Consider the following 21,455-nt stretch of genomic DNA (forward strand, 5'->3'; position numbering starts at 1 on the left):
TGGTGACTACGACTCCGAAGGGATTACCAACGGTAGTGTGCGAACGCCTTGTTGGCTTCTGCCATACGGTGAACGTCTTCACGTTTCTTAACTGCAGTACCTTTGTTTTCTGCAGCATCAGAAAGTTCGTTCGCCAGACGCAGAGCCATGGATTTATCACCGCGTTTACGAGCAGCTTCAACGATCCAACGCATTGCCAGAGCATTACGACGAACCGGACGAACTTCAACTGGAACCTGATAAGTAGAACCACCAACGCGGCGAGACTTAACTTCTACAGTCGGGCGCACGTTGTCGAGAGCGACTTCGAAAGCTTCCAGTTCATTTTTACCAGAACGCTGAGCCAGGGTCTCCAGCGCGCTGTATACGATTGCTTCTGCAGTAGATTTTTTACCATCTACCATCAGGATATTTACAAATTTTGCCAGCAGTTCTGATCCGAATTTCGGATCTGGAAGAATTTTACGCTGACCAATGACGCGACGACGTGGCATGGGATTACTCCGTTGTTAATTCAGGATTGTCCAAAACTCTACGAGTTTAGTTTGACATTAAGATAAATCAGTTTGGCCTTACTTAACGGAGAACCATTAAGCCTTAGGACGCTTCACGCCGTACTTGGAGCGAGCCTGCTTACGGTCTTTAACACCTGAGCAGTCCAGCGCACCACGAACGGTGTGGTAACGAACACCCGGAAGGTCTTTAACACGACCGCCACGGATCAGGATCACGGAGTGCTCCTGCAGGTTGTGACCTTCACCACCGATGTAGGAAGTCACTTCGAAACCGTTAGTCAAACGCACACGGCATACTTTACGCAGTGCGGAGTTTGGTTTTTTAGGAGTGGTGGTATATACACGAGTACATACACCACGTTTCTGCGGGCAGGCTTCCAGCGCAGGCACGTTGCTTTTTGCAACTTTGCGTGCACGTGGTTTGCGTACCAGCTGGTTAACTGTTGCCATTAAATAGCTCCTGGTTTTAGCTTTTGCTTCGTAAACACGTAATAAAACGACCTCATACAATATGAGGACGCGAAATTTTAGGGCTACGTCGAAAAGGTGTCAAGAAATATACAGCGATCTCAAATCACCAGTTCATTTGACTGGCGTGCGTCACAGTAAGATTGACGAAATCAGTATAGCCAACCACGTCAATTTTGGCTGAAATTTGACCAGAAAGACCCCGCGCATCCAGATCGTCCTTCAGCGCAGAGACTGTTATGGGGGCATTACTGAGGATTTCAACAAAACGGCTGCCCTCAAGCGCCGCCAGCACGCCGTCCTGAATCAGCAGCAGATTGTCGCCTTCGCACAGCATGCTCAGTAAGGTGTCGATATCGCATTGCCACGGTGAACGGCTCAGGGTATGGAGCATGACAGCCTCAGAAAGTCAGAACGGTATCGTAGTGAGAGAGATGTTCGCGCAGGGTGCCGGATGCAAGGATCGTCACGTCCAGCACGAATGCCGTTTTCTCGTTTAACCCCCGCGCCGCCAGCGAGTCGGCGCACACGTAGAAGGTTTCAATGTCATAGAGCGGCAGCACTTTAAACGTCGCGATGTAATCGCGCGCAAGAATAGCCTGCGGTTGTTGACCCGCCAGAAGCTGGAATACGCCATCGCCCAAAAAGAACACGCCGATGTCTTCCGTCAATGCCGACGTCGCGAGCAATGCATCCAGCCCTTCCCGACCTGACGCGCTGCCATGCGGCGCAGAAATAAAAACAAACGCTACGCGCTTCATCAGAATTGTACCACCCTATCGCAGGTCAGCGCAGCCTGCGCTAAGGCGCCTAAGCCGCTGAGCGAAAAGCCCGGCTGCAGGTTAGCCCCCGACAGACCGAGGCGTCCGGCTTCGGCCGCATCCGCTACGCCGCGCCGCAGTGCCGCCGCCACGCAGATGTGCAGCTCAACGCCCTGCGTCTCGTTTAATTTTTGCCAGGCGCGCACAAGGTCAAACTCATCGCTCGCCGGAGACGTAAACTGGTTCGCGTTATAGACCCCTTCACGATAGAAAAAGACGCTTGCCAGTTCATGACCGGCCTCAAGCAGGGCATGGGCAAACTGGAGCGCGCTGCTGGCCTGCTGGGTGCCGTACGCCGGGCCCGTCACCATTAACGCAAAACGCATTACTTCTCTTGCCCCAGGAAGTCGCCGCTTTTGAACTGGCGAATATAGAGGTAAACCGTGTGCTTAGAGATGTTAAGACGATCGGCCACCTGGTTGATGGCATCTTTGATATCAAAAATCCCTTTCTCATAGAGGTTCAGCACGATCTGACGATTCTTGGCGTTGTTGGATACGTTGCGATCGGCATTCACCTCTTCGATGGTGAACTCCAGCGTCTGGGTCACAAGGTCTTCAACAGAAGAAGCAAAGTTCACCGACGAGCCTACGTCCGGCGTTTCTGGCGGAACGAAGGTACTCATGATTTGGGAGAATGGCACATCAAGGTTCATGTTGATGCACAGCAGGCCGATAACCCGCTGATCGCGGTTACGGATTGCGATAGTTTCAGACTTCATCAGCACGCCGCTTTTGGCGCGGGTGAAATAGCATTTTGAGACGCTGCTGTCCGCGCCGGTCATGTCATGCAACATACGCAATGCAAGGTCGGTGATTGGCGAACCAATTTTACGGCCAGTGTGCTCACCATTCGCAATGCGGATAGCGGAACACTTAAGATCTTGCAGGGAATGCAATACGATTTCGCAGTGGGAACCAATGAGCATCGCTAACCCGTCCACTACCGCTTCGTAGGATTTCAGAATATCGAAGTCGGTCTGGTCAAATGGACGTTGATCCAGCAAATCAAGTTCACTGGTTTCGTTGGTTAAAAGCGACCTGGACATGAAAAAAACACTCCTTTTCAGGAGCCTGTCGTTAGGTTTTCAGGGCAGGCTCATTATCTACACGGACAACTAAATTAATACAGCGCGTATAACGCTTTCCAGTGTTAATTATATCTGCCCCACAATAAAAAAAACCGCCGCCTGAAAGGCGGCGGTTTTTTTCAGCATTACTTCTTCGCTGCTGCGGCTTTGTCGTCAGCCGGTGCGTCTGTTTTCGCATCCGCTTTCGGTGCCGGTTTGATGTCCAGCAGTTCTACATCAAATACCAGCGTGGAGTTAGCCGGGATCCCCGGAACGCCCGTTTTGCCGTAAGCCAGATCCGGTGGGATAACCAGCTTGATTTTACCGCCTTTCTTGATGTTCTTCAGGCCTTCAGTCCAGCCCGGGATCACACCGTCCAGACGGAAGGAGAGAGGCTCACCGCGCGTGTAGGAGTTGTCGAACTCCTTACCGTCGATCAGCGTACCTTTGTAGTTAACGACAACGGTGTCGCTGTCTTTAGGCGCGCTACCGGTACCTTCTTTCTCAACTTTATAGATCAGGCCAGTAGAGGAGGTTTTAACGCCTTTCTCTTTAGCAAACGTATCGCGGTAGGCTTTGCCTTTCGCTTCATTTTCTTTAGCGTCAGCTTCCATCTTGGTCTGAGCGGCGCCTTTCACGCGCGCTTCAAACGCCTGCAGAGTCTGCTCGATTTCCTGGTCAGACAGTTTGCTCTTGTCTGCGAACGCATCCTGAACACCTGCGATCAGCTGGTTTTTATCCAGTTTGATGCCCAGCTTCTCTTGTTCTTTCAGAGAGTTTTCCATGTAGCGACCCAGAGACGCGCCCAGTGCGTAGGCGGATTTCTGGTCGTCATTTTTGAATGCCGCTTTGCTGTCTGTAGTCGCAGCAGGCTTCGCAGCAGTATCAGCAGCGAAAGACAGCGGCGCGTTGAGCGCTACAGCCATGGTGGTCGCCAGCAGCGTAACTTTAAACAGTGATTTCATCCATATCTCCAGGACCTGAGGTCTCTCACCCCAGTGTTAAACGTAAATGAGTGACGTACTATAAAACGTTGTGGAAGAAATCTACAGACAGACTCCCCCGAATGTCTCTTCTTTTCAGACTATTTTTGTTTAAATAAGTTTCTTGTCAGGGAGATGGATACTGTACTTAAGGGAAAAGTCAGCTAAACTTCGCCGCCGCAGGCCCCCTGATGGCCCATGAGAGATGAACGAGGTGAATGATGAAGGATACAATGATGGAAGCGAGACTGGCTGAGCTGGAAAGCCGCCTGGCTTTTCAGGACATCACCATCGAAGAGCTAAACCAGACCGTGACGGCACATGAGCTTGAAATGGCAAAACTGCGGGATCATATGCGCCTGCTGACGGAAAAGCTGAAGGCGACGCAGCCGTCGAACATTGCCTCACAGTCTGAAGAGACGCCACCACCTCACTATTGAGGCGTAAAAAAAGCGGGATTATCCCGCTTTTTTATTTTCCGTCTTACGGAATTAGTGGCAACCGCAGCCGCCGTTACCGCAACCACCTTTACCGTGGTCGTGACCATGGTCGTGGCCGTGACCACCGCAGCAGCCATCGTGGCCGTGTTCGTGATCGTGGTCGTGACCGTGCGCACCGTGAACGTGGCCGTGAGCCAGCTCTTCTTCGGTTGCTTCGCGGATGGCAACAACTTCTACGTTGAACTTCAGGTTCTGGCCAGCCAGCATGTGGTTGCCGTCAACCACAACGTGGTCGTCTTCAACTTCAGTGATTTCAACCGGAACCGGCCCCTGGTCGGTTTCAGCCAGGAAGCGCATGCCAACCTGCAGCTCGTCAACGCCCATAAACACGTCTTTAGGAACGCGCTGAACCAGGTTGTCATCATACTGGCCGTAAGCGTCGTTCGCGCCCACAGCTACGTCAAATTTGTCGCCAACTTCATGACCTTCCAGCGCAGTTTCCAGGCCGGAAATCAGGGAACCGTGACCATGCAGGTAGTCCAGCGGCGCACTCACCGGAGACTCATCAACCAACACACCGTCTTCTGTACGTACCTGATAGGCCAGGCTGACCACCAGGTCTTTTGCTACTTTCATGATATCTCCTGAGCGTGGGAAAATTGCTGGCGCAGATTGTAGCGGAAATCTGCACCCGTGTACCCTTAAGCTTAAAAAAACTCAGAGCATATCGCTAGTCTGGATGAAAAATGCCGATCACTTGCTCTTCTTTGCGAACGTGATCGCGGGCTTCTTTGTCGGCCTCACGCATCTGGTGTCCGCACTTAACGCATTCAACTATATCGATATTATTTTCGCGCCACATGGCCAGCGTATCCTGTGCCTGGCAGGACGGACATTTTGCGCCCGCGATAAAGCGTTTACGTACAGCCATCTTTCGTTACCCTTTATTCAAATTCATCCCAGCCGTCGAGCTGGCGTCGTTCCTGCTGCATCTCGCGCTGGAAGATCTCCTCCAGTTCGCGGCGCGCTTCCCGCACGCGGGAGATCTGCGCCGTATCGCTGTGCACAGGCATCAGTTCACGCAGCATTCGCATATCCAGCCGGCGGAAATGCATCTGGGCGCGTTGCGCCTGGTGAGGATGCATCCCTAGCGAGATAAGCGCCTTACGACCCAGCTCCAGCGCGCTGGAGAAGGTTTCACGGGAGAAGTGTTTCACACCTGCCTGTAAAAGTTCGTGAGCTTCAACACGTCCGCGGGCCCGCGCCAGAATATGCAGATGCGGGAAATGCTGCTGGCACAGCTCCACCAGCTTCATCGTGTCTTCCGGGTCGTTACAGGTGATGACGATAGACTCCGCGGCCTCCGCGCCCGCCGAGCGCAGCAGTTCAAGCTGGGTCGCGTCGCCGTAATACACCTTATAGCCATATTTGCGCATCAGGTTGACCGCGCTGATATCGCGCTCCAGCACCGTGATGCGCATTTTGTTCGCCATCAGCAGTCGCCCGATCACCTGACCGAAGCGGCCAAAGCCCACGACGATCACCTGCGGTTTATCGTCTTCTACCCACGGCGCTTCGTCTTCATCGTCTGCCGGGTTCAGGCGGCGCGACAGCAGTTTGTCCACCAGCTTCATCAACAGCGGCGTGGTCATCATCGACAGGGTCACCGTCACCAGCAGCAGCGCCATCTGGTCATCCTTGAACAGCTTTTGTGACGACGCGGTAGAAAAGAGCACGAACGCAAACTCTCCGCCCTGGCTTAACACGCTGGCAAACTGCATTCTTTCCGAACTGCGCAGGCCATAAATCCTCGCCAGGACATACAGCACCAGCGCTTTCACCGCCACCAGCACCGCCACGCTCATCACTACCCACAGAAGATGGGTATAGAGCACGCCAAGGTTGAGCGCCATGCCCACCGAAATAAAGAACAGCCCTAACAGCAGCCCCTTGAACGGATCGATGGCCGTCTCCAGCTCGTGCCGGTACTCGCTTTCCGCAAGCAACACCCCGGCGATAAACGTACCGAGCGCCATCGACAGGCCCAGCGCATCCATAAACAGCGCCGAGCCGAGCACCAGCAGCAGCGTTGCGGCGGTAAATACCTCGCGCACGCCGGATGCGGCAATAAAGCGGAACACCGGACGCAGTAAAAACCGTCCGCCGATCAGCATGCCCGCGAAGGCCAGCACCTTCATGGAGATTTTCATCCAGTCGAAATGATCGTCCCCGGAGCCTGCCAGCAGCGGCACCAGCGCCAGCGCCGGGATCACCGCTAAATCCTGAAACAGCAGCACCGAAAAGCCCAGCTGCCCCGCCTCGTTGCGGTTCATTCCCTTATCGCGCATCAGCTGTAGCGCCATCGCCGTCGACGACATCGCAAGCCCTATCCCGCCAATCGCCGCGGCCTGCCAGGAAAACTGCGTCAGCATCAGCAGGCCCGCGAGAATGGCGGCGCTGAACAATACCTGCGCCGCCCCGACGCCAAAAATGGATTGCCGCAGCTGCCACAGCTTAGCGGGGTTCAGCTCAAGCCCGATGATGAACATCAGGAATACCACGCCCAGTTCGGAGAAGTGGAGTATTTCATCCACATCGCTGATAAACCCAAGCCCCCAGGGGCCTATGGCAATCCCCGCCAGCAGGTAGCCCAGCACCGCGCCAATGCCAAGCCGTGCGGCAAGCGGTACCGCGACAACCGCGGCAAATAAAAACAGCACGCCGGCAAGGAGTAAATTCGAACCGTCCATTAACGTCCTCCCGCCGGAATCGGTGATGCCAGCCATTCGCCATAGGCTCTGGCGTGGCTCGCCAGCGCCTTCGGATCCTGCCGCCGCGCCCAGTAGACGATAATCGGGCTCATCCAGTGCATGCGGCACATCGCTGCCGTCAGCTCGAACGGCCGCAGGATATCGCTCATGGGATAACGGTTCAGCCCGTCATGGCGGTAAGCGCTCTCCGGCTCACCGGTGGTAATGACGCTCCGCCAGTACTTTCCCGCCAGCTGGTTGCCTCCCACCCCGCTGGAAAAGCCCCGGCTCAGCACGCGGTCCAGCCACTCTTTCATCAGCGCCGGACAGCTATAGGTATAAAGCGGATGCTGGAACACGATGACGTCATGCTGACGCAGCAGCTCCTGCTCGTAAGGAATGTCGATAAAGAAATCTGGATAGTGCGCGTAGAGATCGTGCACCGTTACGTTGCTGAGCTGTGTGGCCGGCTTAAGCAGTACCCGGTTCGCCACCGAGTCCTGTGATTCCGGATGGGCATACAGCAGCAGCACTTTCGCTGTCTGAGACATCACTCCCCTCCCGGTTCTGTTTTTGTGTATTGTTGTCGTTTTGGGCTACCATGGCGGCCCGGTGGGGAAAATGGCCCACACCTTACATTATCATAATGACAAATTAACATAGTCGGAACATACGGCGCTTCTATGATTGTTTTCTCCTCGTTACAAATTCGTCGCGGCGTGCGCGTCCTGCTGGATAACGCGACTGCTACCATCAACCCGGGCCAGAAAGTTGGGCTGGTCGGCAAAAACGGCTGCGGTAAATCCACCCTGCTGGCGCTGCTGAAAAACGAGATAAGCGCGGATGGCGGGAACTTTACCTTCCCGGGCAACTGGCAGCTCGCCTGGGTGAACCAGGAGACGCCCGCGCTGAGCGAGCCCGCGCTCGACTATGTTATCGACGGCGACCGCGAATACCGCAGGCTGGAGGCGGAGCTCAACGCCGCCAACGAGCGCAACGACGGTCACGCCATCGCGACCGTCCACGGCAAGCTCGACGCCATCGACGCCTGGACCATTCGCTCCCGCGCCTCCAGCCTGCTGCACGGTCTGGGCTTCAGCAACGAACAGCTAGAACGCCCGGTCAGCGACTTCTCGGGCGGCTGGCGTATGCGCCTTAACCTGGCGCAGGCGCTGATCTGCCGCTCTGACCTGCTGCTGCTCGATGAACCGACCAACCACCTCGATCTCGATGCGGTTATTTGGCTGGAGAAGTGGCTTAAGAGCTATCAGGGCACTCTGATTCTGATCTCCCACGACCGCGACTTCCTCGACCCGGTGGTGGATAAAATCATTCATATCGAACAGCAAAGCATGTTCGAGTACACCGGTAATTACAGCTCGTTCGAGCGCCAGCGCGCGACGCGCCTCGCCCAGCAGCAGGCGATGTATGAAAGCCAGCAGCAGCGCGTGGCGCACCTGCAGAGCTTTGTGGATCGTTTCAAGGCCAAAGCCTCTAAAGCCAAGCAGGCCCAGAGCCGCATCAAGATGCTGGAACGCATGGAGATGATCGCTCCGGCGCACGTGGATAACCCGTTCCACTTCAGCTTCCGCGAGCCGGAGAGCCTGCCGAACCCGCTGCTGAAGATGGAAAAAGTGAGCGCGGGCTATGGCGATCGCATTATTCTCGACTCCATCAAGCTGAACCTGGTACCGGGCTCGCGTATCGGCCTGCTGGGGCGCAACGGCGCCGGTAAATCAACGCTCATCAAACTGCTGGCGGGCGAGCTTAACCCGGTCAGCGGCGAAATCGGGCTGGCGAAGGGCATCAAGCTTGGCTACTTCGCCCAGCATCAGCTGGAATTTTTACGCGCCGATGAATCTCCCATTCAGCACCTGGCGCGCCTGGCGCCGCAGGAGATGGAGCAAAAGCTGCGCGACTACCTTGGCGGCTTCGGCTTCCAGGGGGATAAGGTCACCGAAAATACCGCGCGTTTCTCCGGCGGTGAAAAAGCCCGCCTGGTGCTGGCGCTGATCGTCTGGCAGCGTCCGAACCTGCTGCTGCTCGATGAACCTACAAACCACCTGGATCTCGACATGCGTCAGGCGCTGACCGAAGCGCTGATTGAGTTCGAAGGCGCGCTGGTTGTCGTTTCGCACGATCGCCACCTGATCCGCTCCACCACCGACGATCTCTATCTGGTGCACGGCGGCAAGGTGGAGCCGTTTGACGGCGATCTGGAGGATTACCAGCAGTGGCTGACGGACGTGCAGAAGCAGGAAAACCAGCCGGAAGAAGCGGCGAAAGACAACGCCAACAGCGCCCAGGCGCGTAAAGACCAGAAGCGCCGCGAGGCCGAGCTGCGCACCCAGACTCAGCCGCTGCGTAAAGAGATTGCCCGTCTTGAAAAAGAGATGGAAAAGCTCAACGCCACGCTTGCCGCCGTCGAGGAGAAGCTGGGCGACAGCGAACTGTATGACCAGAGCCGTAAAGCCGAGCTGACCGACTGTCTGCAAACCCAGGCGAAAGCCAAATCCAGCCTCGAAGCGTGTGAGATGGCGTGGCTGGACGCGCAGGAACAGCTGGAAGCCATGCTGCAGGCCGACTAACACGCCGGGAGGGTTATGCGTTTCGATACCACGAGCGAGATTACATTCCGCAAGCTCAGCATCTTCATGACGTTTATGGAGAAGGGCAATATCGCGCGTACCGCCGAAACGCTGGGCCTGAGCGGCGTCAGCGTACACCGGGCGCTGCATACCCTGGAAGAGAATGTCCGCTGCCCCCTCTTTACCCACAAAGGGCGTAACCTGATTGCCCTTCCCTCGGCGTGGACGCTGCTGGAGTATTGCCAGGAAGTAATGCAGGTGATGGAGCGCGGGCTGGAAGAGTCGCGCAAGGTCGCCGGCATCGGTCAGGGCCGGTTACGCGTCGGCACGCTCTACTCGCTGACGCTGGAAACCGTACCGCGCCTGATAATGGGCATGAAGCTGCGCCGTCCGGATCTGGAAATGGATCTGACCATGGGCTCCAACGAAACGTTGCTGCACATGCTGGACGACGGCACGCTGGACGCCATTTTAATCTCCATCTCCGAGAGCGATATCGACCGCAACAGCCTCGAAGTGCTGCCCCTGTTCCACGACGATATTTTCCTTGCCGCGCCTGCCTCTGCCACGCTCGATACCAGCGGCCCCGCCGATCTGCGCGACTATAAAGACCGCAAGTTTGTTGCCCTCGCGGAAGGGTTTGCCACGTATGCGGGGTTTCAGGAGGCGTTTCATATCGCCGGATTCGAACCGGAGATTGTGACGCGCGTGAACGACATCTTTTCGATGCTAAGCCTGGTGCAGGCGGGGGTTGGCTTTACGCTGATGCCGGGCAGGATGAAGAAGGTGTACGAAAATTCGGTGCAGCTGCTGAAGCTGGCGCAGCCGTACCAGATGCAGCAGCTGATTGCGATCGTCTTTGCCCGCAACCGCGAGCAGGATCCGAGCCTGCGGGCATTAGCCGCCGAGGGGCGGATGTATGCGCGCAGCCTGCAGGAGGATGCGTGACGTATTGCCCGGCCGCGCTTTGCCGGGCAAAAACTTACCGCTGAAGCCGTCCCGCCAGATGCACCGCCACGTCCACGCCGCTGCGCTCCAGCGAAATTGACTCCCCTTCCCACGAAGCCTGTCGCGTCAGGCAGGTCAGCACGCCGCCGGGAGGCATTTCAATCGCCAGCCTTGCATCACGCTCGTTAGCCGAAATCACCGCTTCCTGCCAGCGCACGGTGCGCGCCATGTTCATCGCCAGATCGTCGGCAATGCTTTCCGGCTGCCAGAGCACGCGCCCGGTGCTGCCGCTCAGGTACGCGCAGCGCGGGCGTGAAAGCGTGACCGAGCTAAACGCCGCCACCAGCTTCTGCGCCGGCTCCGCCAGCAGCTCGCAGTGCGACGGCACGCTAACGGCCAGCCGCTTCGCTTTGCTCGCGCCTTTTTCCAGGGCGCGTTTTGCCACCTGCGCCATCCCTTCATCGGATCCGGCAATGACGATCTGCGTTTCGGCATTCAGGTTGGCAATGTACGTTCCGCTACCCTCGATAAGCTGTTCCACCTGCGGCAGGGTTAAGCCCATGATTGCCGTCAGGCCGTAGCCGTGCGGCCAGGCCTGTTCCATCAGATCGCCGCGCAGCGCCACCAGCTTCAGCGCGTCCGTAAATTCCAGCGCGCCCGCCACCACCGCCGCGGGATAAGCGCCAATCGATAAACCGCTAACGATGTCAGGCGACACGCCGCGTCGCTCCAGCTCGCGCGCCCACGACACGCCGGCAATTAACAGCGAAAGCTGCACCGCGCGGGTGTGGGTTAACGAGGCTGCGCTGTCCAGCGTATCGACTTCCGCACCCAGCACGTCACGAGCCTGTTCCAGCTCCGTACCCGGCAGGTTTTGCAGCATACCTTCATGCTGCGTGCCCTGGCCCGGAAAAGTAAACAGTATTTTCATCACTCCTCCCTGCGCCATGGATCTGCCACCAGGCGTGGCCCACGGCGGGTTTTCAGCAGCGTTTTACCGTCGCGCAGCCACTCCGCCAGCGCGAATCCGCCTTCCGGCGTATCCACCTGCGTATCCGCCCGGCACAGCGCGCGCCCGAGCTGAAGCTGCCAGCCAGCAAAAGCGTCAGGGGAAACGGCGTGCGGAGCGCGGATCAGCAGGTCGAGATCGCTGTCGGCATGGATCACCGGAATACCGGTCGCCAGCGCGTAGCCGGTGCTGCCGGTAATGCCCCACGTCCACGGCCACGACTGCTGAGCAAGCTGAAGCGCCACCTGTACCGGCGGCTGGGTTACAAACGGCGAACGCAGCAGATCGGCGGTGACGCACAGGTCTTCAGGTGAAACCACGCGCAGCACGTTCCCGGGCTTCACCCATCCGGCCGCCCGCTGGTCGCGGCGCAGTCCGCGCACGCCAACGGGAATACGGCCGTCGTTATCAACATCACGCCGTACCACCACCGGCAGGCCGGCATGCCAGGCAGATTCAACCCAGGATTCGGTAATACCTTCCAGCGCGTCGCGCGAGGTAAGCCAGATGAGGTCGTGGGGGCGTAATGTTGTGGTCATAATTACATTCCTGAAGTCAGCGAGATAAACAGCGGCAGCGACAGGATACACAGTACGGAGCTTAACAGCAGCACGGCTTCTGCATCCGGCGACTGCACGCCAAAGCGGTTACCGAACACCACGCCGAAGAAGCCCGCGGACAGCGCAATCATCAGGATGGCGGTGATCGCCACGGAGCCGTGCAGACCGAAGATTAAAACGATACCCCAGGCAATCGCCGGCTGGATCAGCAGCTTGGCGATGGTGGAGGTGATCACCATAGTGTTGATCTGGAGCTTACGGGCAGAGAGGATCACGCCGGTCAGGAACAGCGCCGCCGCGGTCGCGGACAGCCCCAGCGGTTTAATTGCTGCCAGCACCAGTTCCGGCATTTTGATGCCGATAGCGGACAGGATCACACCCAGCAGCGGGCCCATCACGATCGGTTTTTTTATGGAGCGCCACATCAGCACCGGCAGCATGGAGAGCGTTGAGCCGGAGCTATTGCCCTCGGCGCGCGCTTTTTCACGCTCCAGAATAAGCAGGCAGAACGGGGTCATCAGCACGGAACCGCAGGCGATAGAGACCGCAACGGACAGTGAGGTGGAAGAACTTTCGCCCAGCACGCTGCCCAGAATCGGCAGGCCAAGCGCCGCATAGTTTGGCAGCGCGACGGTGAGCGTCAGCACGGCCGCATCCTGCGGGGATTTTTTAAATACTTTAGTCGCGAGGAAGTAGATAGCCGCATAGGTGATCCACATCGCCAGCGTCAGCACCAGGATCAGCGGCGACTGCGCCACGATGCCGGTCCACGGGGTTTGCACGGTGGCGCTAAACAGCGCGGCCGGAAGCGCAAAATCCATGACGAAAATATTCAGCAGGGAAACATTTTTGTTATCGACCATCTTTGCCTTACCGGCCCAGAATCCCAGCAGCATGATGACGAAAATCGGTGCAAGAGCATGAACAATTACGTAAGTCATAAATCACCTGTAGTAAAAAAGTTTAAGCACTGACGCGATGTTTATTATTTTCAGGATGCAGACACCCACGCGGGCGCAGCGTGCGTGCCCACGGGGTGTTGCATCTGGCAGGTCTCTTTTTACTTACCAGCTGGCTCGCATACGTTCGCGTACGAGCGCCGAGCTGCGGCGGTTGTCAGCACCCAGACGGCTTTTCAGCGTGGTGTCCTGACGAGCGTCACTGATGGCCTGTTGCAGGGTGGTTTTCACCAGCGTCAGATCGTTATCGGATGGGGCATCCGGGTTGCTGATATCCAGCAGGTCGGAAAGCAGCCCCAGCGTGGCGTAGTTGCTGATGTCGTACGCCATTGGCGGAATGGTTGCCGCCAGTTTTTCCAGCGCGTCGACGGTACGCAGCGTAATGCGCGCCGCAGACTCTTTGCCCATCGCGTGGATCAGCACGCCCTTATCGTTAAAGGCAATCAGACGGTTAGCCTGGTAGCCGTGCGCCAGAAACGCGCCGGACATTGCCTTACCGACGATAAGACCAATCACCGGATGACCCGCCAGACGCGCGTTGGCGTAGGCGGCCGCGGCTCCCGCGAGCGCCTGGTGGATACCAAACGCCTCTTCGCGACGGCCATAGGCCTGGCTTGGGACGTCGATCACCGCCACAATCGGGCGCTTAACGGCTTTATCAGCATCTGCCGCTACGGTTTCGCTGACCACTTTTGCCAGCGTCCAGCCTTCCAGCAGACCTACTTCCCCTTTCGCCGCGCGCGGGAAGTGGTTGTTGGCATCCGGCACCACGGCGACAAAACGCACCGTTTCACCGTTCAGCTCGCCGTCTGCCGCCTGCACGGACGGGCACAGCCCCTCAATACGTTTGGCGTTCGGGGCGAGCGTTTCCAGCCAGCGTTCGCCACGGCTTATTGCGTTATTCATCATTTCACCTCCCGGGCAAAAAGCGCTTTAATCTGTTCGGCATCGGCCTGTTTGCGGGTGTCGAAATTCGTCAGACGGTTCAGGTAATCGTCATAGTTATCGGTGCGATGCTTCGCCGGTACGCCTTTCGCGATGGCCTCGTTCATCGCGGCTTTCACCGCGTTCACGCCGTCGCCTACCAGCGCGTCCACCAGCCCGCTTTCATAGCGCACTTCGCCGCCGGTCATGCTCCAGATAAACGGACGGTCGCGGGAGTCGTACTCTTCAATGCCCGCTTCCTGCTCGATAACCTGCGGGCCGTTGAGGCCGAGACGCGCTTCGCGGGTCACAATCAGGTAGCTGCACAGCGCCGCGGCGATAGACATCCCGCCGAAGCAGCCCACGGTTCCGGCCACAATCCCGACGACCGGGGTATAACGACGCAGGTCAACGATCGCGGCGTGGATATCGGCAATCGCCGCCAGGCCAAGGTTCGCTTCCTGCAGGCGTACGCCGCCGGTTTCGAGGCACAGTACCGCCTGCGTTGGAATGCCGTTGCGGTTATCTTCCGCCGCCAGCTCCAGCGCCGCCGCCATTTTGGCGCCGGAGACTTCGCCCATGCTGCCGCCCTGGAAGGTACCTTCAATCGCCACGACTACCGCTGGCTGGCCGTTTATGGTCCCTTTCGCGACCACCATGCCGTCATCGGCCTGCGGAACAATCCCCTGTGGCCCAAGCCACGGAGAGATAATGCCTTCAAACGGATCCAGCAGTTCGCGGTAGCTGCCCTCGTCGAGCAGCGCCTGCGCACGCTGGCGCGCTTTTAATTCGATAAAGCTGCTGTCATCACGCATGGCTCACCCCTTCAAACACCTGTTCAATACGAATGCGCGCCACGCCCGGCGTCGCGCCGAAGTCGTGGATGGTCAGTTTGCCTGCGGGCAGGCTGCTGACGGTTTCCAGGCGGCTGAACAACGCCTCCCAGCGTCCGCGGCTGTTGTCGACGGAGGTGGTGATATCAACGGTCAAGGTCTGGCCAGGTTCGGCGGTGAAGAGCACCTCCATATCCCCGGAGCCGACGACGCCTGCCAGCGCCCTGCCGCTTACTTCGCGGCGGGCGGGCACGGTCAATGTAATTTTTTCCATAACATCCTCTTAATGCTTTGAATATGGCGTTTCGACGCGATCGAGAAACAGCGTGGCCGCAAGCAGGTCTGCGGCGCCGCCCGGTGAGGCGTTGAGCGTCAGCATCTGGCGGTCTAACTGCGCAAGCGCCTGCTGCCCCGCGAGCGTTGCGCATCCACCGGCGTTCAGCACCGCCCGGGCGCCGTTCTGCATGGCGTCCAGCCCCTCCATTCCGGCGCGCGACAGCACGCAGGTATCGGTGAGCGAGGTCATGATTGCCATCAGCGCGTCGAGTCTGGCGTTTGTTTCGCTACTGCCGTTAAGGCGGCTCAGGCGAAGCTGCGGCAGCGCGCGCTGCATGATGTGCGGAAACGCCTGCTGCGCCTCTTCACGCGCGCCGGGCACGCGGTAGCGGTGCGTGGCGCGTAACCCCTTGCTGAACACCTTCGGTGCCGCGTCGTCCGGGAGTTTTGCCAGCCGGGCGGCGGTGTTAGCGACGGCCTGCGCGCTGGCATCACCGCCCAGCATCGCCACCGCGCTCACCAGCAGCCCCAGCGCCCAGATCGCGCCACGGTGGGTGTTTACGCCGTCGGTAGCGGCCATCATCTGCCGCTCGCCGTCGCGCCCCAGGCGACCAACGGTTTGCCGGAGGGCAATATCCGCCGGACGCTGCCAGCTTTGCTGCGCCAGCGCCTGAAACGTGGGAGTCAGGCTGTGCGCGGAGCGCTCCATCAGCGCAAGCGATAAATCGTGGTGCGCGCCGTTCCCCCGACTGTCCACCAGACCGGGTTTCGGGCTTAAACGTGCTTCGTCAATCAGACACTGCGTGGCGGTTCGCGCCAGCCATTCGGCACCGCCTTCAACCTGGATCCGGGGCAGAAGTTTCATTACCAGCTCCGGAATTTCGCAGGTGGGTTGTACAGGCCGCCGGACCACTCAACGAGGTCGGCCACGCTGCCCGCCGCCAGCAGAGAGCGGGTGGCATCGGTGCGGCGAATACCCATATCTTCCGGATAGACCACTTTGCCGCTCTGGCGCAGTTCCGCCACGCGTTTGGCATCCACGCCCAGACCGATATCGGTGATGCCCGCCACGGCGGCGACCATGGCGCGACGCTCTTCCAGATCTTTCGCCCGGTAGAGGTAAGCAATCCCCTCTTCCGTCAGCACGTGGGTAACGTCATCGCCGTAAATCATGACCGGCGCCAGCGGCATGCCGGAGGCTTTCGCGACGTCAACGGCGTCCAGTTTTTCCACGAAGGTTGGCTTCACGCCTGCCTGGAAGGTTTCCACCATCTGCACGACCAGTTTTTTACCGCGCTGCATTGGGTCAGGCTCGGTGATCATGTTCAGCCAGGCCGGCGTGGCGTGGCGGCGACCGTGCGGATCGTGGCCCATGTTTGGCGCGCCGCCGAAGCCGGAGAGGCGACCGCGGGTGACGGTTGAGGAGTTAGCGTAGCCATCAACCTGCAGCGTAGAGCCGATAAACATATCTACCGCGTACTGGCCTGCCAGCTGGCAGAAGGCGCGGTTGGAACGCATGGAGCCATCGGCACCGGTAAAGAACACGTCCGGACGGGCGCGAATGTACTCTTCCATCCCCAGCTCGCCGCCGAAGCAGTGCACGCTTTCCACCCAGCCGCTTTCGATTGCCGGGATCAGCGTCGGATGCGGGTTCAGCGTCCAGTGTTTACAGATTTTGCCCTTCAGGCCGAGCTGTTCGCCGTAGGTGGGCAGCAGCAGCTCAATCGCCGCGGTGTTAAAGCCAATCCCGTGGTTGAGGGACTGCACCTGGTGTTCAGCGTAGATGCCTTTAATCGCCATCATCGCCATCAGGATGTGTTCCTGTTTAATCAGGCGCGGGTCGCGGGTGAAGAGCGGCTCAATGAAGAACGGCTTGTCCGCCACCACCACGTAATCGATCCACGAGCCCGGAATATCGACGCGCGGCAGGTCGCACTCGTCGTCCACCAGCTCGTTCACCTGTGCGATGACGATGCCGTCGTGGAACGCGGCGGCTTCCACCAGCGCCGGGGTATCTTCGGTACTCGCCCCGGTGTAGAGGTTACCTTTACGGTCCGCTTTAAACCCGGCAATCAGCGCCACGTTTGGCGAAAGGTCGACGTAGAGGCGTGAGTAAAGTTCGATGTAGGTGTGAATCGCACCGATTTCGAGCTGGCCATCTTCCAGCAGCTGCGAAATGCGCAGGCTTTGCGTACCGGAGAAGGAAAAGTCCAGCTTGCGGGCGATGCCTTTCTCAAAGATATCCAGATGTTCGCTGCGCCCGACGCTCGGCATGATCATATGCAGGTCGTGAACAATTTGCGGGTTCACTTCAGCCAGTGAACGGGAAAGAAAATCCGCCTGCTTCTGGTTATTGCCTTCCAGAACGACTTTGTCGCCTGGTGCGATCAGTTTTTCCAGCATGGCGACAAGATCGCCGGTTGGCAGTACCTTGCCCTGCACCGGTACGGATGCCAGACGACGCGCTTTCTCGCTGCGTCGGGTGTTCCATTGCCGGGTGGGTGTTTGCCCAGATAACATTATTAACCTCCTGATTCAGCACATCATTCTGATTTGCTTAACGTTGAGTAAAGTGTGCGCTCTGGTGATAAAGGCATCAATTAAGCGTAGGAGTGAATCATTAGCTTGAGAGTAATAAACAAGGTAAGGAAATGTGATCGGGATCAGTTCATGTTTCGGAAAAACGGGCTAAACGGGGTACAATTCGGAAGGTATAGTTAATTTCTGACAAGAATCAGCATCGCCCTTATGACCCAAATCATTCCCTCAGACTTCGACATTGCAGCCGAAGAGAGCGCCGAGTTCGTGCCCATGCGCGGTGTGGCTAACCCCCACCTGCAAACCATGCTCCCGCGCCTGATCCGCCGCAAGGTGCAGTTCAACCCCCACTGGCAGCGCATTGACCTGCCGGACGGTGACTTTTTGGATCTCGCCTGGAGCGAAGCGCCAGAGCAGGCCAGGCATAAACCCCGTCTCGTGGTGTTTCACGGTCTGGAGGGCAGCCTGCACAGCCCTTACGCGCACGGCCTCATCGAGGCGGCAAAGGCCCGCGGCTGGCTTGGGGTGGTGATGCACTTTCGCGGATGCAGCGGCGAGCCAAATCGGCAAAAACGCATTTATCACTCGGGTGAAACCGAGGACGGCACCTGGTTCCTGCACTGGCTGAGAGACCATTTTGGCGCGGCGCCTACGGCGGCGGTGGGGTATTCGCTGGGGGGTAATATGCTGGCCTGCCTGCTGGCGAAGGAGAGCGACGCGGTGCCGCTGGACGCGGCGGTTATTGTCTCCGCGCCGTTTATGCTGGAGCAGTGCAGCTATCATATGGAAAAGGGGTTTTCGCGGGTTTATCAGCGGTATCTGCTCAACCTGCTGAAGGCTAACGCCGCGCGCAAGCTGAAGGCCTATCCGGACACGCTGCCCGTCACGCTGCAACAGCTCAAACGCGTGAAGCGCCTGCGCGAGTTTGATGATTTGATCACCTCAAAGATCCACGGGTTTGCCGATGCAATTGACTATTACCGTCAGTGCAGCGCCATGCCTTTGCTGAATCAAATCACGAAACCCACGCTGATTATCCACGCCAAAGATGACCCGTTTATGGATCATCACTCGATCCCCGCCCCTGACTATCTGCCGGATAACGTGGAGTATCAGCTCACCGAGTTTGGCGGCCACGTGGGCTTTGTTGGCGGCACGCTGCGTCGGCCAAAAATGTGGCTTGAGACGCGTATACCCGACTGGTTAACGGCCTATCTGGACGGTAAAAAATGATTATTCCCTGGCAGGATCTCTCTCCCGAAACGCTCGATAACCTGATTGAAAGCTTTGTCTTGCGCGAAGGCACCGATTATGGTGAACATGAACGTTCGCTTGAACAAAAGGTCAACGATGTTAAGCGCCAGCTTAAGAGCGGCGACGTGGTGCTGGTATGGTCCGAACTGCATGAGACGGTCAATATTATGCCCCGCAACGCGTTTCATGGCTGATCTTTAAACCTTTCCAGTCAGGGAGTTGCTATGTCTGCCAGACATCCGGTTATTGCCGTTACGGGTTCGAGCGGGGCGGGAACCACCACCACCAGCCTCGCCTTTCGCAAGATCTTCGCACAGCTGAATTTACGGGCGGCAGAGGTGGAAGGCGACAGCTTTCACCGCTACACGCGCCCGGAGATGGACATGGCCATCCGCAAGGCGCGCGATCTGGGTAAACACATTAGCTACTTCGGACCGGAGGCCAATGACTTCGGCCTGCTGGAGCAAACCTTCCGTGAATACGGGCAGAGCGGTACCGGACAGTCCCGCAAGTATCTGCACACCTACGATGAAGCCGTGCCCTGGAATCAGGTGCCGGGCACGTTCACGCCCTGGCAGCCCCTCCCGGAACCGACTGACGTGCTGTTTTATGAAGGATTGCACGGCGGCGTGGTCACGCCACAGCACGACGTGGCGCGCCATGTGGATTTGCTGGTGGGCGTGGTGCCGATTGTTAACCTTGAATGGATCCAGAAGCTGACGCGTGACATCAGCGAGCGCGGGCACTCTCGCGAGGCGGTGATGGACTCGGTGGTACGTTCCATGGAGGATTACATCAACTTCCTGACGCCACAGTTTTCCCGAACCCATATTAACTTCCAGCGCGTCCCTACCGTAGACACCTCAAACCCGTTCGCCGCAAAAAGCATTCCCTCGCTGGACGAGAGCTTCGTGGTGATCCACTTCCGCAATCTGGAAGGCATCGACTACCCGTGGCTGCTGGCGATGCTGCAGGGTTCATTTATTTCGCATATGAATACGTTAGTGGTGCCGGGCGGAAAAATGGGGCTGGCGATGGAGCTGATCATGACGCCGCTGGTACAGCGGTTGATGGAAGGGAAGCAGATCGCATAATCATATCCCCTCTCCTGCGGGAGAGGGTTAGGGTGAGGGCATCAACACGCAGATGCCCCCTCAATCACGCCTCGATCACTTCATACGAATGCGTGATGTTCACCGCTTTCTCCAGCATTAACGCCACCGAGCAGTACTTCTCCGCGGAGAGATCCACCGCGCGGGACACCGCCGCGTCCTTCAGCGCTTTACCGGTGACCACAAAGTGCAGATTGATGTGCGTAAACAGGCGTGGCGCCTCTTCACGACGTTCTGACGTCAGCTTCACTTCACAATCGGTCACGTCATGGCGGCCTTTTTGCAGGATCGACACCACGTCGATAGCGCTGCATCCACCCGCGGCCATCAGCACCATTTCCATAGGGCTTGGGGCTTTATCGCCGGAGTTGCCATCCATCAAAATCTGATGCCCGGAAGCGGACTCGCCCAGGAACGTTAACCCTTCAACCCATTTCACGCGCGCTTGCATATTCACTCACTCCAACGTTGCATTTTTTATGACAGATTACGTGTACGTTACATTTCTCGCAACGGAAGGCGACCTGCGTCATGCTGAAGCGAGACACCAGGAGACACGCGGCGAAAGCTATGCTAAAACACTCTGGATGCTACAGTAATACATTGACGTTACACATGTATGCAGAGGACATCAAACTTTACTGGCTGCGAAACGTTACGACAGCCGACTTCCCAGGTATGGGTAAGAATTCGATTGCAACCCCAGAGTCCGGATGCATCTTATGACTCTGGTGACAGCTTATAACAGAGGATAACAGCGCATGGTGCTTGGCAAACCGCAAACAGACCCGACTCTCGAATGGTTCTTGTCTCATTGCCACATTCATAAGTACCCATCAAAGAGCACGCTGATTCACCAGGGTGAAAAAGCGGAAACGTTGTATTACATCGTTAAAGGCTCGGTGGCCGTGCTGATCAAAGATGAAGAAGGGAAAGAGATGATCCTTTCTTATCTGAACCAGGGCGATTTTATCGGTGAACTGGGCCTGTTTGAAGAAGGCCAGGAACGTAGCGCCTGGGTTCGTGCAAAAACAGCATGTGAAGTGGCTGAAATTTCTTACAAGAAATTCCGTCAGCTGATTCAGGTTAACCCTGACATCCTGATGCGTCTTTCTTCCCAGATGGCGCGCCGTCTGCAGGTGACCTCTGAGAAGGTAGGCAACCTGGCCTTCCTGGACGTGACCGGCCGTATCGCGCAGACCCTGCTGAACCTGGCGAAACAGCCAGACGCCATGACCCACCCTGACGGCATGCAAATTAAAATTACCCGTCAGGAAATTGGTCAGATCGTCGGTTGTTCCCGTGAAACAGTGGGCCGTATCCTGAAGATGCTGGAAGATCAGAACCTGATCTCTGCCCACGGTAAAACTATCGTGGTCTACGGAACCCGTTAATTCCGGCCAAACGG

27 protein-coding genes are annotated in these 21,455 nt (G+C 57.7%); 7 read left to right on the forward strand and 20 right to left on the reverse strand.

The window, feature by feature from the left end:
* Window positions 1-23 precede the first annotated feature (23 nt).
* From rpsG to fkpA, 7 genes are all read right to left on the reverse strand, one after another.
* Window positions 24-494, reverse strand: a complete 471-nt coding sequence (rpsG, locus tag MOQ06_RS16140) for a 30S ribosomal protein S7 (protein ID WP_003861706.1) — start codon at window positions 492-494, stop codon at window positions 24-26.
* A gap of 96 nt (window positions 495-590) precedes the next feature.
* Window positions 591-965 carry a 30S ribosomal protein S12 gene (rpsL, locus tag MOQ06_RS16145; protein ID WP_000246815.1) on the reverse strand — a complete coding sequence of 125 codons (375 nt, stop codon included), beginning with the start codon at window positions 963-965 and terminating at the stop codon, window positions 591-593.
* Between the two features lie 124 nt (window positions 966-1,089).
* A complete protein-coding gene (gene tusB, locus MOQ06_RS16150) occupies window positions 1,090-1,377 on the reverse strand; it encodes a sulfurtransferase complex subunit TusB (protein ID WP_242173927.1) in 288 nt (95 codons plus the stop codon).
* Between the two features lie 7 nt (window positions 1,378-1,384).
* A complete protein-coding gene (gene tusC / locus MOQ06_RS16155; RefSeq protein ID WP_242173930.1) occupies window positions 1,385-1,744 on the reverse strand; it encodes a sulfurtransferase complex subunit TusC in 360 nt (119 codons plus the stop codon).
* A complete protein-coding gene (gene tusD, locus MOQ06_RS16160) occupies window positions 1,744-2,130 on the reverse strand; it encodes a sulfurtransferase complex subunit TusD (protein ID WP_242173933.1) in 387 nt (128 codons plus the stop codon). The genes tusC and tusD overlap by 1 nt, the downstream gene beginning before the upstream one ends.
* The gene (locus MOQ06_RS16165) at window positions 2,130-2,852 is read right to left on the reverse strand and encodes a transcriptional regulator (protein WP_148422604.1); all 723 of its coding nucleotides are present in this window, start codon (window positions 2,850-2,852) and stop codon (window positions 2,130-2,132) included. The genes tusD and MOQ06_RS16165 overlap by 1 nt, the downstream gene beginning before the upstream one ends.
* 167 nt (window positions 2,853-3,019) lie before the next feature.
* Entirely contained in the window at window positions 3,020-3,838 is an 819-nt protein-coding gene (fkpA, locus tag MOQ06_RS16170; protein WP_148422603.1) for an FKBP-type peptidyl-prolyl cis-trans isomerase, read from the reverse strand.
* 239 nt (window positions 3,839-4,077) lie between these two features.
* Between fkpA and MOQ06_RS16175 the strand changes: the two genes are divergently transcribed.
* Entirely contained in the window at window positions 4,078-4,296 is a 219-nt protein-coding gene (locus MOQ06_RS16175) for a protein SlyX (RefSeq protein WP_148422610.1), read from the forward strand.
* Window positions 4,297-4,347: 51 nt separating this feature from the next.
* On the opposite strand, the gene slyD is transcribed toward MOQ06_RS16175, so the two are convergent.
* The 4 genes from slyD to kefG form a co-directional block, all read right to left on the reverse strand.
* Window positions 4,348-4,932, reverse strand: a complete 585-nt coding sequence (gene slyD, locus MOQ06_RS16180; RefSeq protein ID WP_148422602.1) for a peptidylprolyl isomerase — start codon at window positions 4,930-4,932, stop codon at window positions 4,348-4,350.
* Window positions 4,933-5,026: 94 nt separating this feature from the next.
* Window positions 5,027-5,227: a YheV family putative zinc ribbon protein gene (locus MOQ06_RS16185; RefSeq protein ID WP_003861689.1), complete on the reverse strand. Its 201-nt coding sequence runs from the start codon at window positions 5,225-5,227 to the stop codon at window positions 5,027-5,029.
* 13 nt (window positions 5,228-5,240) lie between these two features.
* Window positions 5,241-7,046: a glutathione-regulated potassium-efflux system protein KefB gene (gene kefB, locus MOQ06_RS16190; protein WP_242173935.1), complete on the reverse strand. Its 1,806-nt coding sequence runs from the start codon at window positions 7,044-7,046 to the stop codon at window positions 5,241-5,243.
* The gene (gene kefG, locus MOQ06_RS16195; protein WP_176609337.1) at window positions 7,046-7,597 is read right to left on the reverse strand and encodes a glutathione-regulated potassium-efflux system ancillary protein KefG; all 552 of its coding nucleotides are present in this window, start codon (window positions 7,595-7,597) and stop codon (window positions 7,046-7,048) included. The genes kefB and kefG overlap by 1 nt, the downstream gene beginning before the upstream one ends.
* A gap of 132 nt (window positions 7,598-7,729) precedes the next feature.
* Between kefG and MOQ06_RS16200 the strand changes: the two genes are divergently transcribed.
* On the forward strand, window positions 7,730-9,634 hold the full coding sequence (locus MOQ06_RS16200; protein ID WP_242173937.1) for an ABC transporter ATP-binding protein: 1,905 nt from the start codon (window positions 7,730-7,732) through the stop codon (window positions 9,632-9,634).
* A gap of 15 nt (window positions 9,635-9,649) precedes the next feature.
* Window positions 9,650-10,582 (forward strand): LysR substrate-binding domain-containing protein, encoded by a 933-nt coding sequence (locus MOQ06_RS16205; protein WP_242173938.1) that lies wholly within the window; start codon window positions 9,650-9,652, stop codon window positions 10,580-10,582.
* Window positions 10,583-10,616: 34 nt separating this feature from the next.
* On the opposite strand, the gene mdcH is transcribed toward MOQ06_RS16205, so the two are convergent.
* The 8 genes from mdcH to mdcA all read right to left on the reverse strand — a co-directional run bounded on the left by mdcH (window position 10,617) and on the right by mdcA (window position 17,663).
* Window positions 10,617-11,513 (reverse strand): malonate decarboxylase subunit epsilon, encoded by an 897-nt coding sequence (gene mdcH / locus MOQ06_RS16210; RefSeq protein ID WP_193356519.1) that lies wholly within the window; start codon window positions 11,511-11,513, stop codon window positions 10,617-10,619.
* Entirely contained in the window at window positions 11,513-12,130 is a 618-nt protein-coding gene (locus MOQ06_RS16215; protein WP_242173941.1) for a malonate decarboxylase holo-ACP synthase, read from the reverse strand. The genes mdcH and MOQ06_RS16215 overlap by 1 nt, the downstream gene beginning before the upstream one ends.
* A gap of 2 nt (window positions 12,131-12,132) precedes the next feature.
* Window positions 12,133-13,092 (reverse strand): AEC family transporter, encoded by a 960-nt coding sequence (locus tag MOQ06_RS16220; RefSeq protein WP_242173944.1) that lies wholly within the window; start codon window positions 13,090-13,092, stop codon window positions 12,133-12,135.
* A gap of 123 nt (window positions 13,093-13,215) precedes the next feature.
* Window positions 13,216-14,016 carry a biotin-independent malonate decarboxylase subunit gamma gene (gene mdcE, locus MOQ06_RS16225; protein WP_200035631.1) on the reverse strand — a complete coding sequence of 267 codons (801 nt, stop codon included), beginning with the start codon at window positions 14,014-14,016 and terminating at the stop codon, window positions 13,216-13,218.
* Window positions 14,016-14,849: a biotin-independent malonate decarboxylase subunit beta gene (locus MOQ06_RS16230; RefSeq protein WP_148422594.1), complete on the reverse strand. Its 834-nt coding sequence runs from the start codon at window positions 14,847-14,849 to the stop codon at window positions 14,016-14,018. Before MOQ06_RS16230 ends, mdcE begins: the two co-directional genes overlap by 1 nt.
* Window positions 14,842-15,141, reverse strand: coding sequence for a malonate decarboxylase acyl carrier protein (gene mdcC, locus MOQ06_RS16235; protein WP_042286285.1), 300 nt, complete (start codon window positions 15,139-15,141; stop codon window positions 14,842-14,844). Before mdcC ends, MOQ06_RS16230 begins: the two co-directional genes overlap by 8 nt.
* A gap of 9 nt (window positions 15,142-15,150) precedes the next feature.
* On the reverse strand, window positions 15,151-16,008 hold the full coding sequence (locus MOQ06_RS16240; protein WP_148422593.1) for a triphosphoribosyl-dephospho-CoA synthase: 858 nt from the start codon (window positions 16,006-16,008) through the stop codon (window positions 15,151-15,153).
* On the reverse strand, window positions 16,008-17,663 hold the full coding sequence (gene mdcA, locus MOQ06_RS16245; RefSeq protein WP_023298766.1) for a malonate decarboxylase subunit alpha: 1,656 nt from the start codon (window positions 17,661-17,663) through the stop codon (window positions 16,008-16,010). Before mdcA ends, MOQ06_RS16240 begins: the two co-directional genes overlap by 1 nt.
* 228 nt (window positions 17,664-17,891) lie before the next feature.
* On the opposite strand from mdcA, the gene MOQ06_RS16250 reads away from it, so the two are divergent.
* The 3 genes from MOQ06_RS16250 to MOQ06_RS16260 are packed head-to-tail and all read left to right on the forward strand — an operon-like array spanning window position 17,892 to window position 20,029.
* Window positions 17,892-18,914 carry a hydrolase gene (locus MOQ06_RS16250; protein ID WP_242173945.1) on the forward strand — a complete coding sequence of 341 codons (1,023 nt, stop codon included), beginning with the start codon at window positions 17,892-17,894 and terminating at the stop codon, window positions 18,912-18,914.
* Window positions 18,911-19,129, forward strand: a complete 219-nt coding sequence (locus tag MOQ06_RS16255) for a YheU family protein (RefSeq protein WP_003861664.1) — start codon at window positions 18,911-18,913, stop codon at window positions 19,127-19,129. The genes MOQ06_RS16250 and MOQ06_RS16255 overlap by 4 nt, the downstream gene beginning before the upstream one ends.
* A gap of 30 nt (window positions 19,130-19,159) precedes the next feature.
* Window positions 19,160-20,029 carry a phosphoribulokinase gene (locus MOQ06_RS16260; RefSeq protein WP_063449489.1) on the forward strand — a complete coding sequence of 290 codons (870 nt, stop codon included), beginning with the start codon at window positions 19,160-19,162 and terminating at the stop codon, window positions 20,027-20,029.
* A gap of 64 nt (window positions 20,030-20,093) precedes the next feature.
* Here MOQ06_RS16260 and MOQ06_RS16265 read toward each other — a convergent pair whose 3' ends face one another.
* Window positions 20,094-20,498, reverse strand: a complete 405-nt coding sequence (locus MOQ06_RS16265) for an OsmC family protein (protein WP_032644551.1) — start codon at window positions 20,496-20,498, stop codon at window positions 20,094-20,096.
* 310 nt (window positions 20,499-20,808) lie between these two features.
* Here MOQ06_RS16265 and crp point away from each other — a divergent pair, with 310 nt between their 5' ends.
* Window positions 20,809-21,441 carry a cAMP-activated global transcriptional regulator CRP gene (gene crp / locus MOQ06_RS16270; RefSeq protein ID WP_000242758.1) on the forward strand — a complete coding sequence of 211 codons (633 nt, stop codon included), beginning with the start codon at window positions 20,809-20,811 and terminating at the stop codon, window positions 21,439-21,441.
* Window positions 21,442-21,455: the final 14 nt, after the last annotated feature.

It is taken from the genome of Enterobacter sp. I4 (genome assembly GCF_022669095.1).
GTDB classification, from domain to species: domain Bacteria; phylum Pseudomonadota; class Gammaproteobacteria; order Enterobacterales; family Enterobacteriaceae; genus Enterobacter; species Enterobacter pasteurii.

What these genes read in the sequence shown, in the direction of transcription:
- rpsG (WP_003861706.1), bottom strand. Translation starts at nt 494, where the DNA reads ATGCCACGTCGTCGCGTCATTGGTCAGCGTAAAATTCTTCCAGATCCG.
- rpsL (WP_000246815.1), bottom strand. Translation starts at nt 965, where the DNA reads ATGGCAACAGTTAACCAGCTGGTACGCAAACCACGTGCACGCAAAGTT.
- tusB (WP_242173927.1), bottom strand. Translation starts at nt 1,377, where the DNA reads ATGCTCCATACCCTGAGCCGTTCACCGTGGCAATGCGATATCGACACC.
- tusC (WP_242173930.1), bottom strand. Translation starts at nt 1,744, where the DNA reads ATGAAGCGCGTAGCGTTTGTTTTTATTTCTGCGCCGCATGGCAGCGCG.
- tusD (WP_242173933.1), bottom strand. Translation starts at nt 2,130, where the DNA reads ATGCGTTTTGCGTTAATGGTGACGGGCCCGGCGTACGGCACCCAGCAG.
- MOQ06_RS16165 (WP_148422604.1), bottom strand. Translation starts at nt 2,852, where the DNA reads ATGTCCAGGTCGCTTTTAACCAACGAAACCAGTGAACTTGATTTGCTG.
- fkpA (WP_148422603.1), bottom strand. Translation starts at nt 3,838, where the DNA reads ATGAAATCACTGTTTAAAGTTACGCTGCTGGCGACCACCATGGCTGTA.
- MOQ06_RS16175 (WP_148422610.1), top strand. Translation starts at nt 4,078, where the DNA reads ATGAAGGATACAATGATGGAAGCGAGACTGGCTGAGCTGGAAAGCCGC.
- slyD (WP_148422602.1), bottom strand. Translation starts at nt 4,932, where the DNA reads ATGAAAGTAGCAAAAGACCTGGTGGTCAGCCTGGCCTATCAGGTACGT.
- MOQ06_RS16185 (WP_003861689.1), bottom strand. Translation starts at nt 5,227, where the DNA reads ATGGCTGTACGTAAACGCTTTATCGCGGGCGCAAAATGTCCGTCCTGC.
- kefB (WP_242173935.1), bottom strand. Translation starts at nt 7,046, where the DNA reads ATGGACGGTTCGAATTTACTCCTTGCCGGCGTGCTGTTTTTATTTGCC.
- kefG (WP_176609337.1), bottom strand. Translation starts at nt 7,597, where the DNA reads ATGTCTCAGACAGCGAAAGTGCTGCTGCTGTATGCCCATCCGGAATCA.
- MOQ06_RS16200 (WP_242173937.1), top strand. Translation starts at nt 7,730, where the DNA reads ATGATTGTTTTCTCCTCGTTACAAATTCGTCGCGGCGTGCGCGTCCTG.
- MOQ06_RS16205 (WP_242173938.1), top strand. Translation starts at nt 9,650, where the DNA reads ATGCGTTTCGATACCACGAGCGAGATTACATTCCGCAAGCTCAGCATC.
- mdcH (WP_193356519.1), bottom strand. Translation starts at nt 11,513, where the DNA reads ATGAAAATACTGTTTACTTTTCCGGGCCAGGGCACGCAGCATGAAGGT.
- MOQ06_RS16215 (WP_242173941.1), bottom strand. Translation starts at nt 12,130, where the DNA reads ATGACCACAACATTACGCCCCCACGACCTCATCTGGCTTACCTCGCGC.
- MOQ06_RS16220 (WP_242173944.1), bottom strand. Translation starts at nt 13,092, where the DNA reads ATGACTTACGTAATTGTTCATGCTCTTGCACCGATTTTCGTCATCATG.
- mdcE (WP_200035631.1), bottom strand. Translation starts at nt 14,016, where the DNA reads ATGAATAACGCAATAAGCCGTGGCGAACGCTGGCTGGAAACGCTCGCC.
- MOQ06_RS16230 (WP_148422594.1), bottom strand. Translation starts at nt 14,849, where the DNA reads ATGCGTGATGACAGCAGCTTTATCGAATTAAAAGCGCGCCAGCGTGCG.
- mdcC (WP_042286285.1), bottom strand. Translation starts at nt 15,141, where the DNA reads ATGGAAAAAATTACATTGACCGTGCCCGCCCGCCGCGAAGTAAGCGGC.
- MOQ06_RS16240 (WP_148422593.1), bottom strand. Translation starts at nt 16,008, where the DNA reads ATGAAACTTCTGCCCCGGATCCAGGTTGAAGGCGGTGCCGAATGGCTG.
- mdcA (WP_023298766.1), bottom strand. Translation starts at nt 17,663, where the DNA reads ATGTTATCTGGGCAAACACCCACCCGGCAATGGAACACCCGACGCAGC.
- MOQ06_RS16250 (WP_242173945.1), top strand. Translation starts at nt 17,892, where the DNA reads ATGACCCAAATCATTCCCTCAGACTTCGACATTGCAGCCGAAGAGAGC.
- MOQ06_RS16255 (WP_003861664.1), top strand. Translation starts at nt 18,911, where the DNA reads ATGATTATTCCCTGGCAGGATCTCTCTCCCGAAACGCTCGATAACCTG.
- MOQ06_RS16260 (WP_063449489.1), top strand. Translation starts at nt 19,160, where the DNA reads ATGTCTGCCAGACATCCGGTTATTGCCGTTACGGGTTCGAGCGGGGCG.
- MOQ06_RS16265 (WP_032644551.1), bottom strand. Translation starts at nt 20,498, where the DNA reads ATGCAAGCGCGCGTGAAATGGGTTGAAGGGTTAACGTTCCTGGGCGAG.
- crp (WP_000242758.1), top strand. Translation starts at nt 20,809, where the DNA reads ATGGTGCTTGGCAAACCGCAAACAGACCCGACTCTCGAATGGTTCTTG.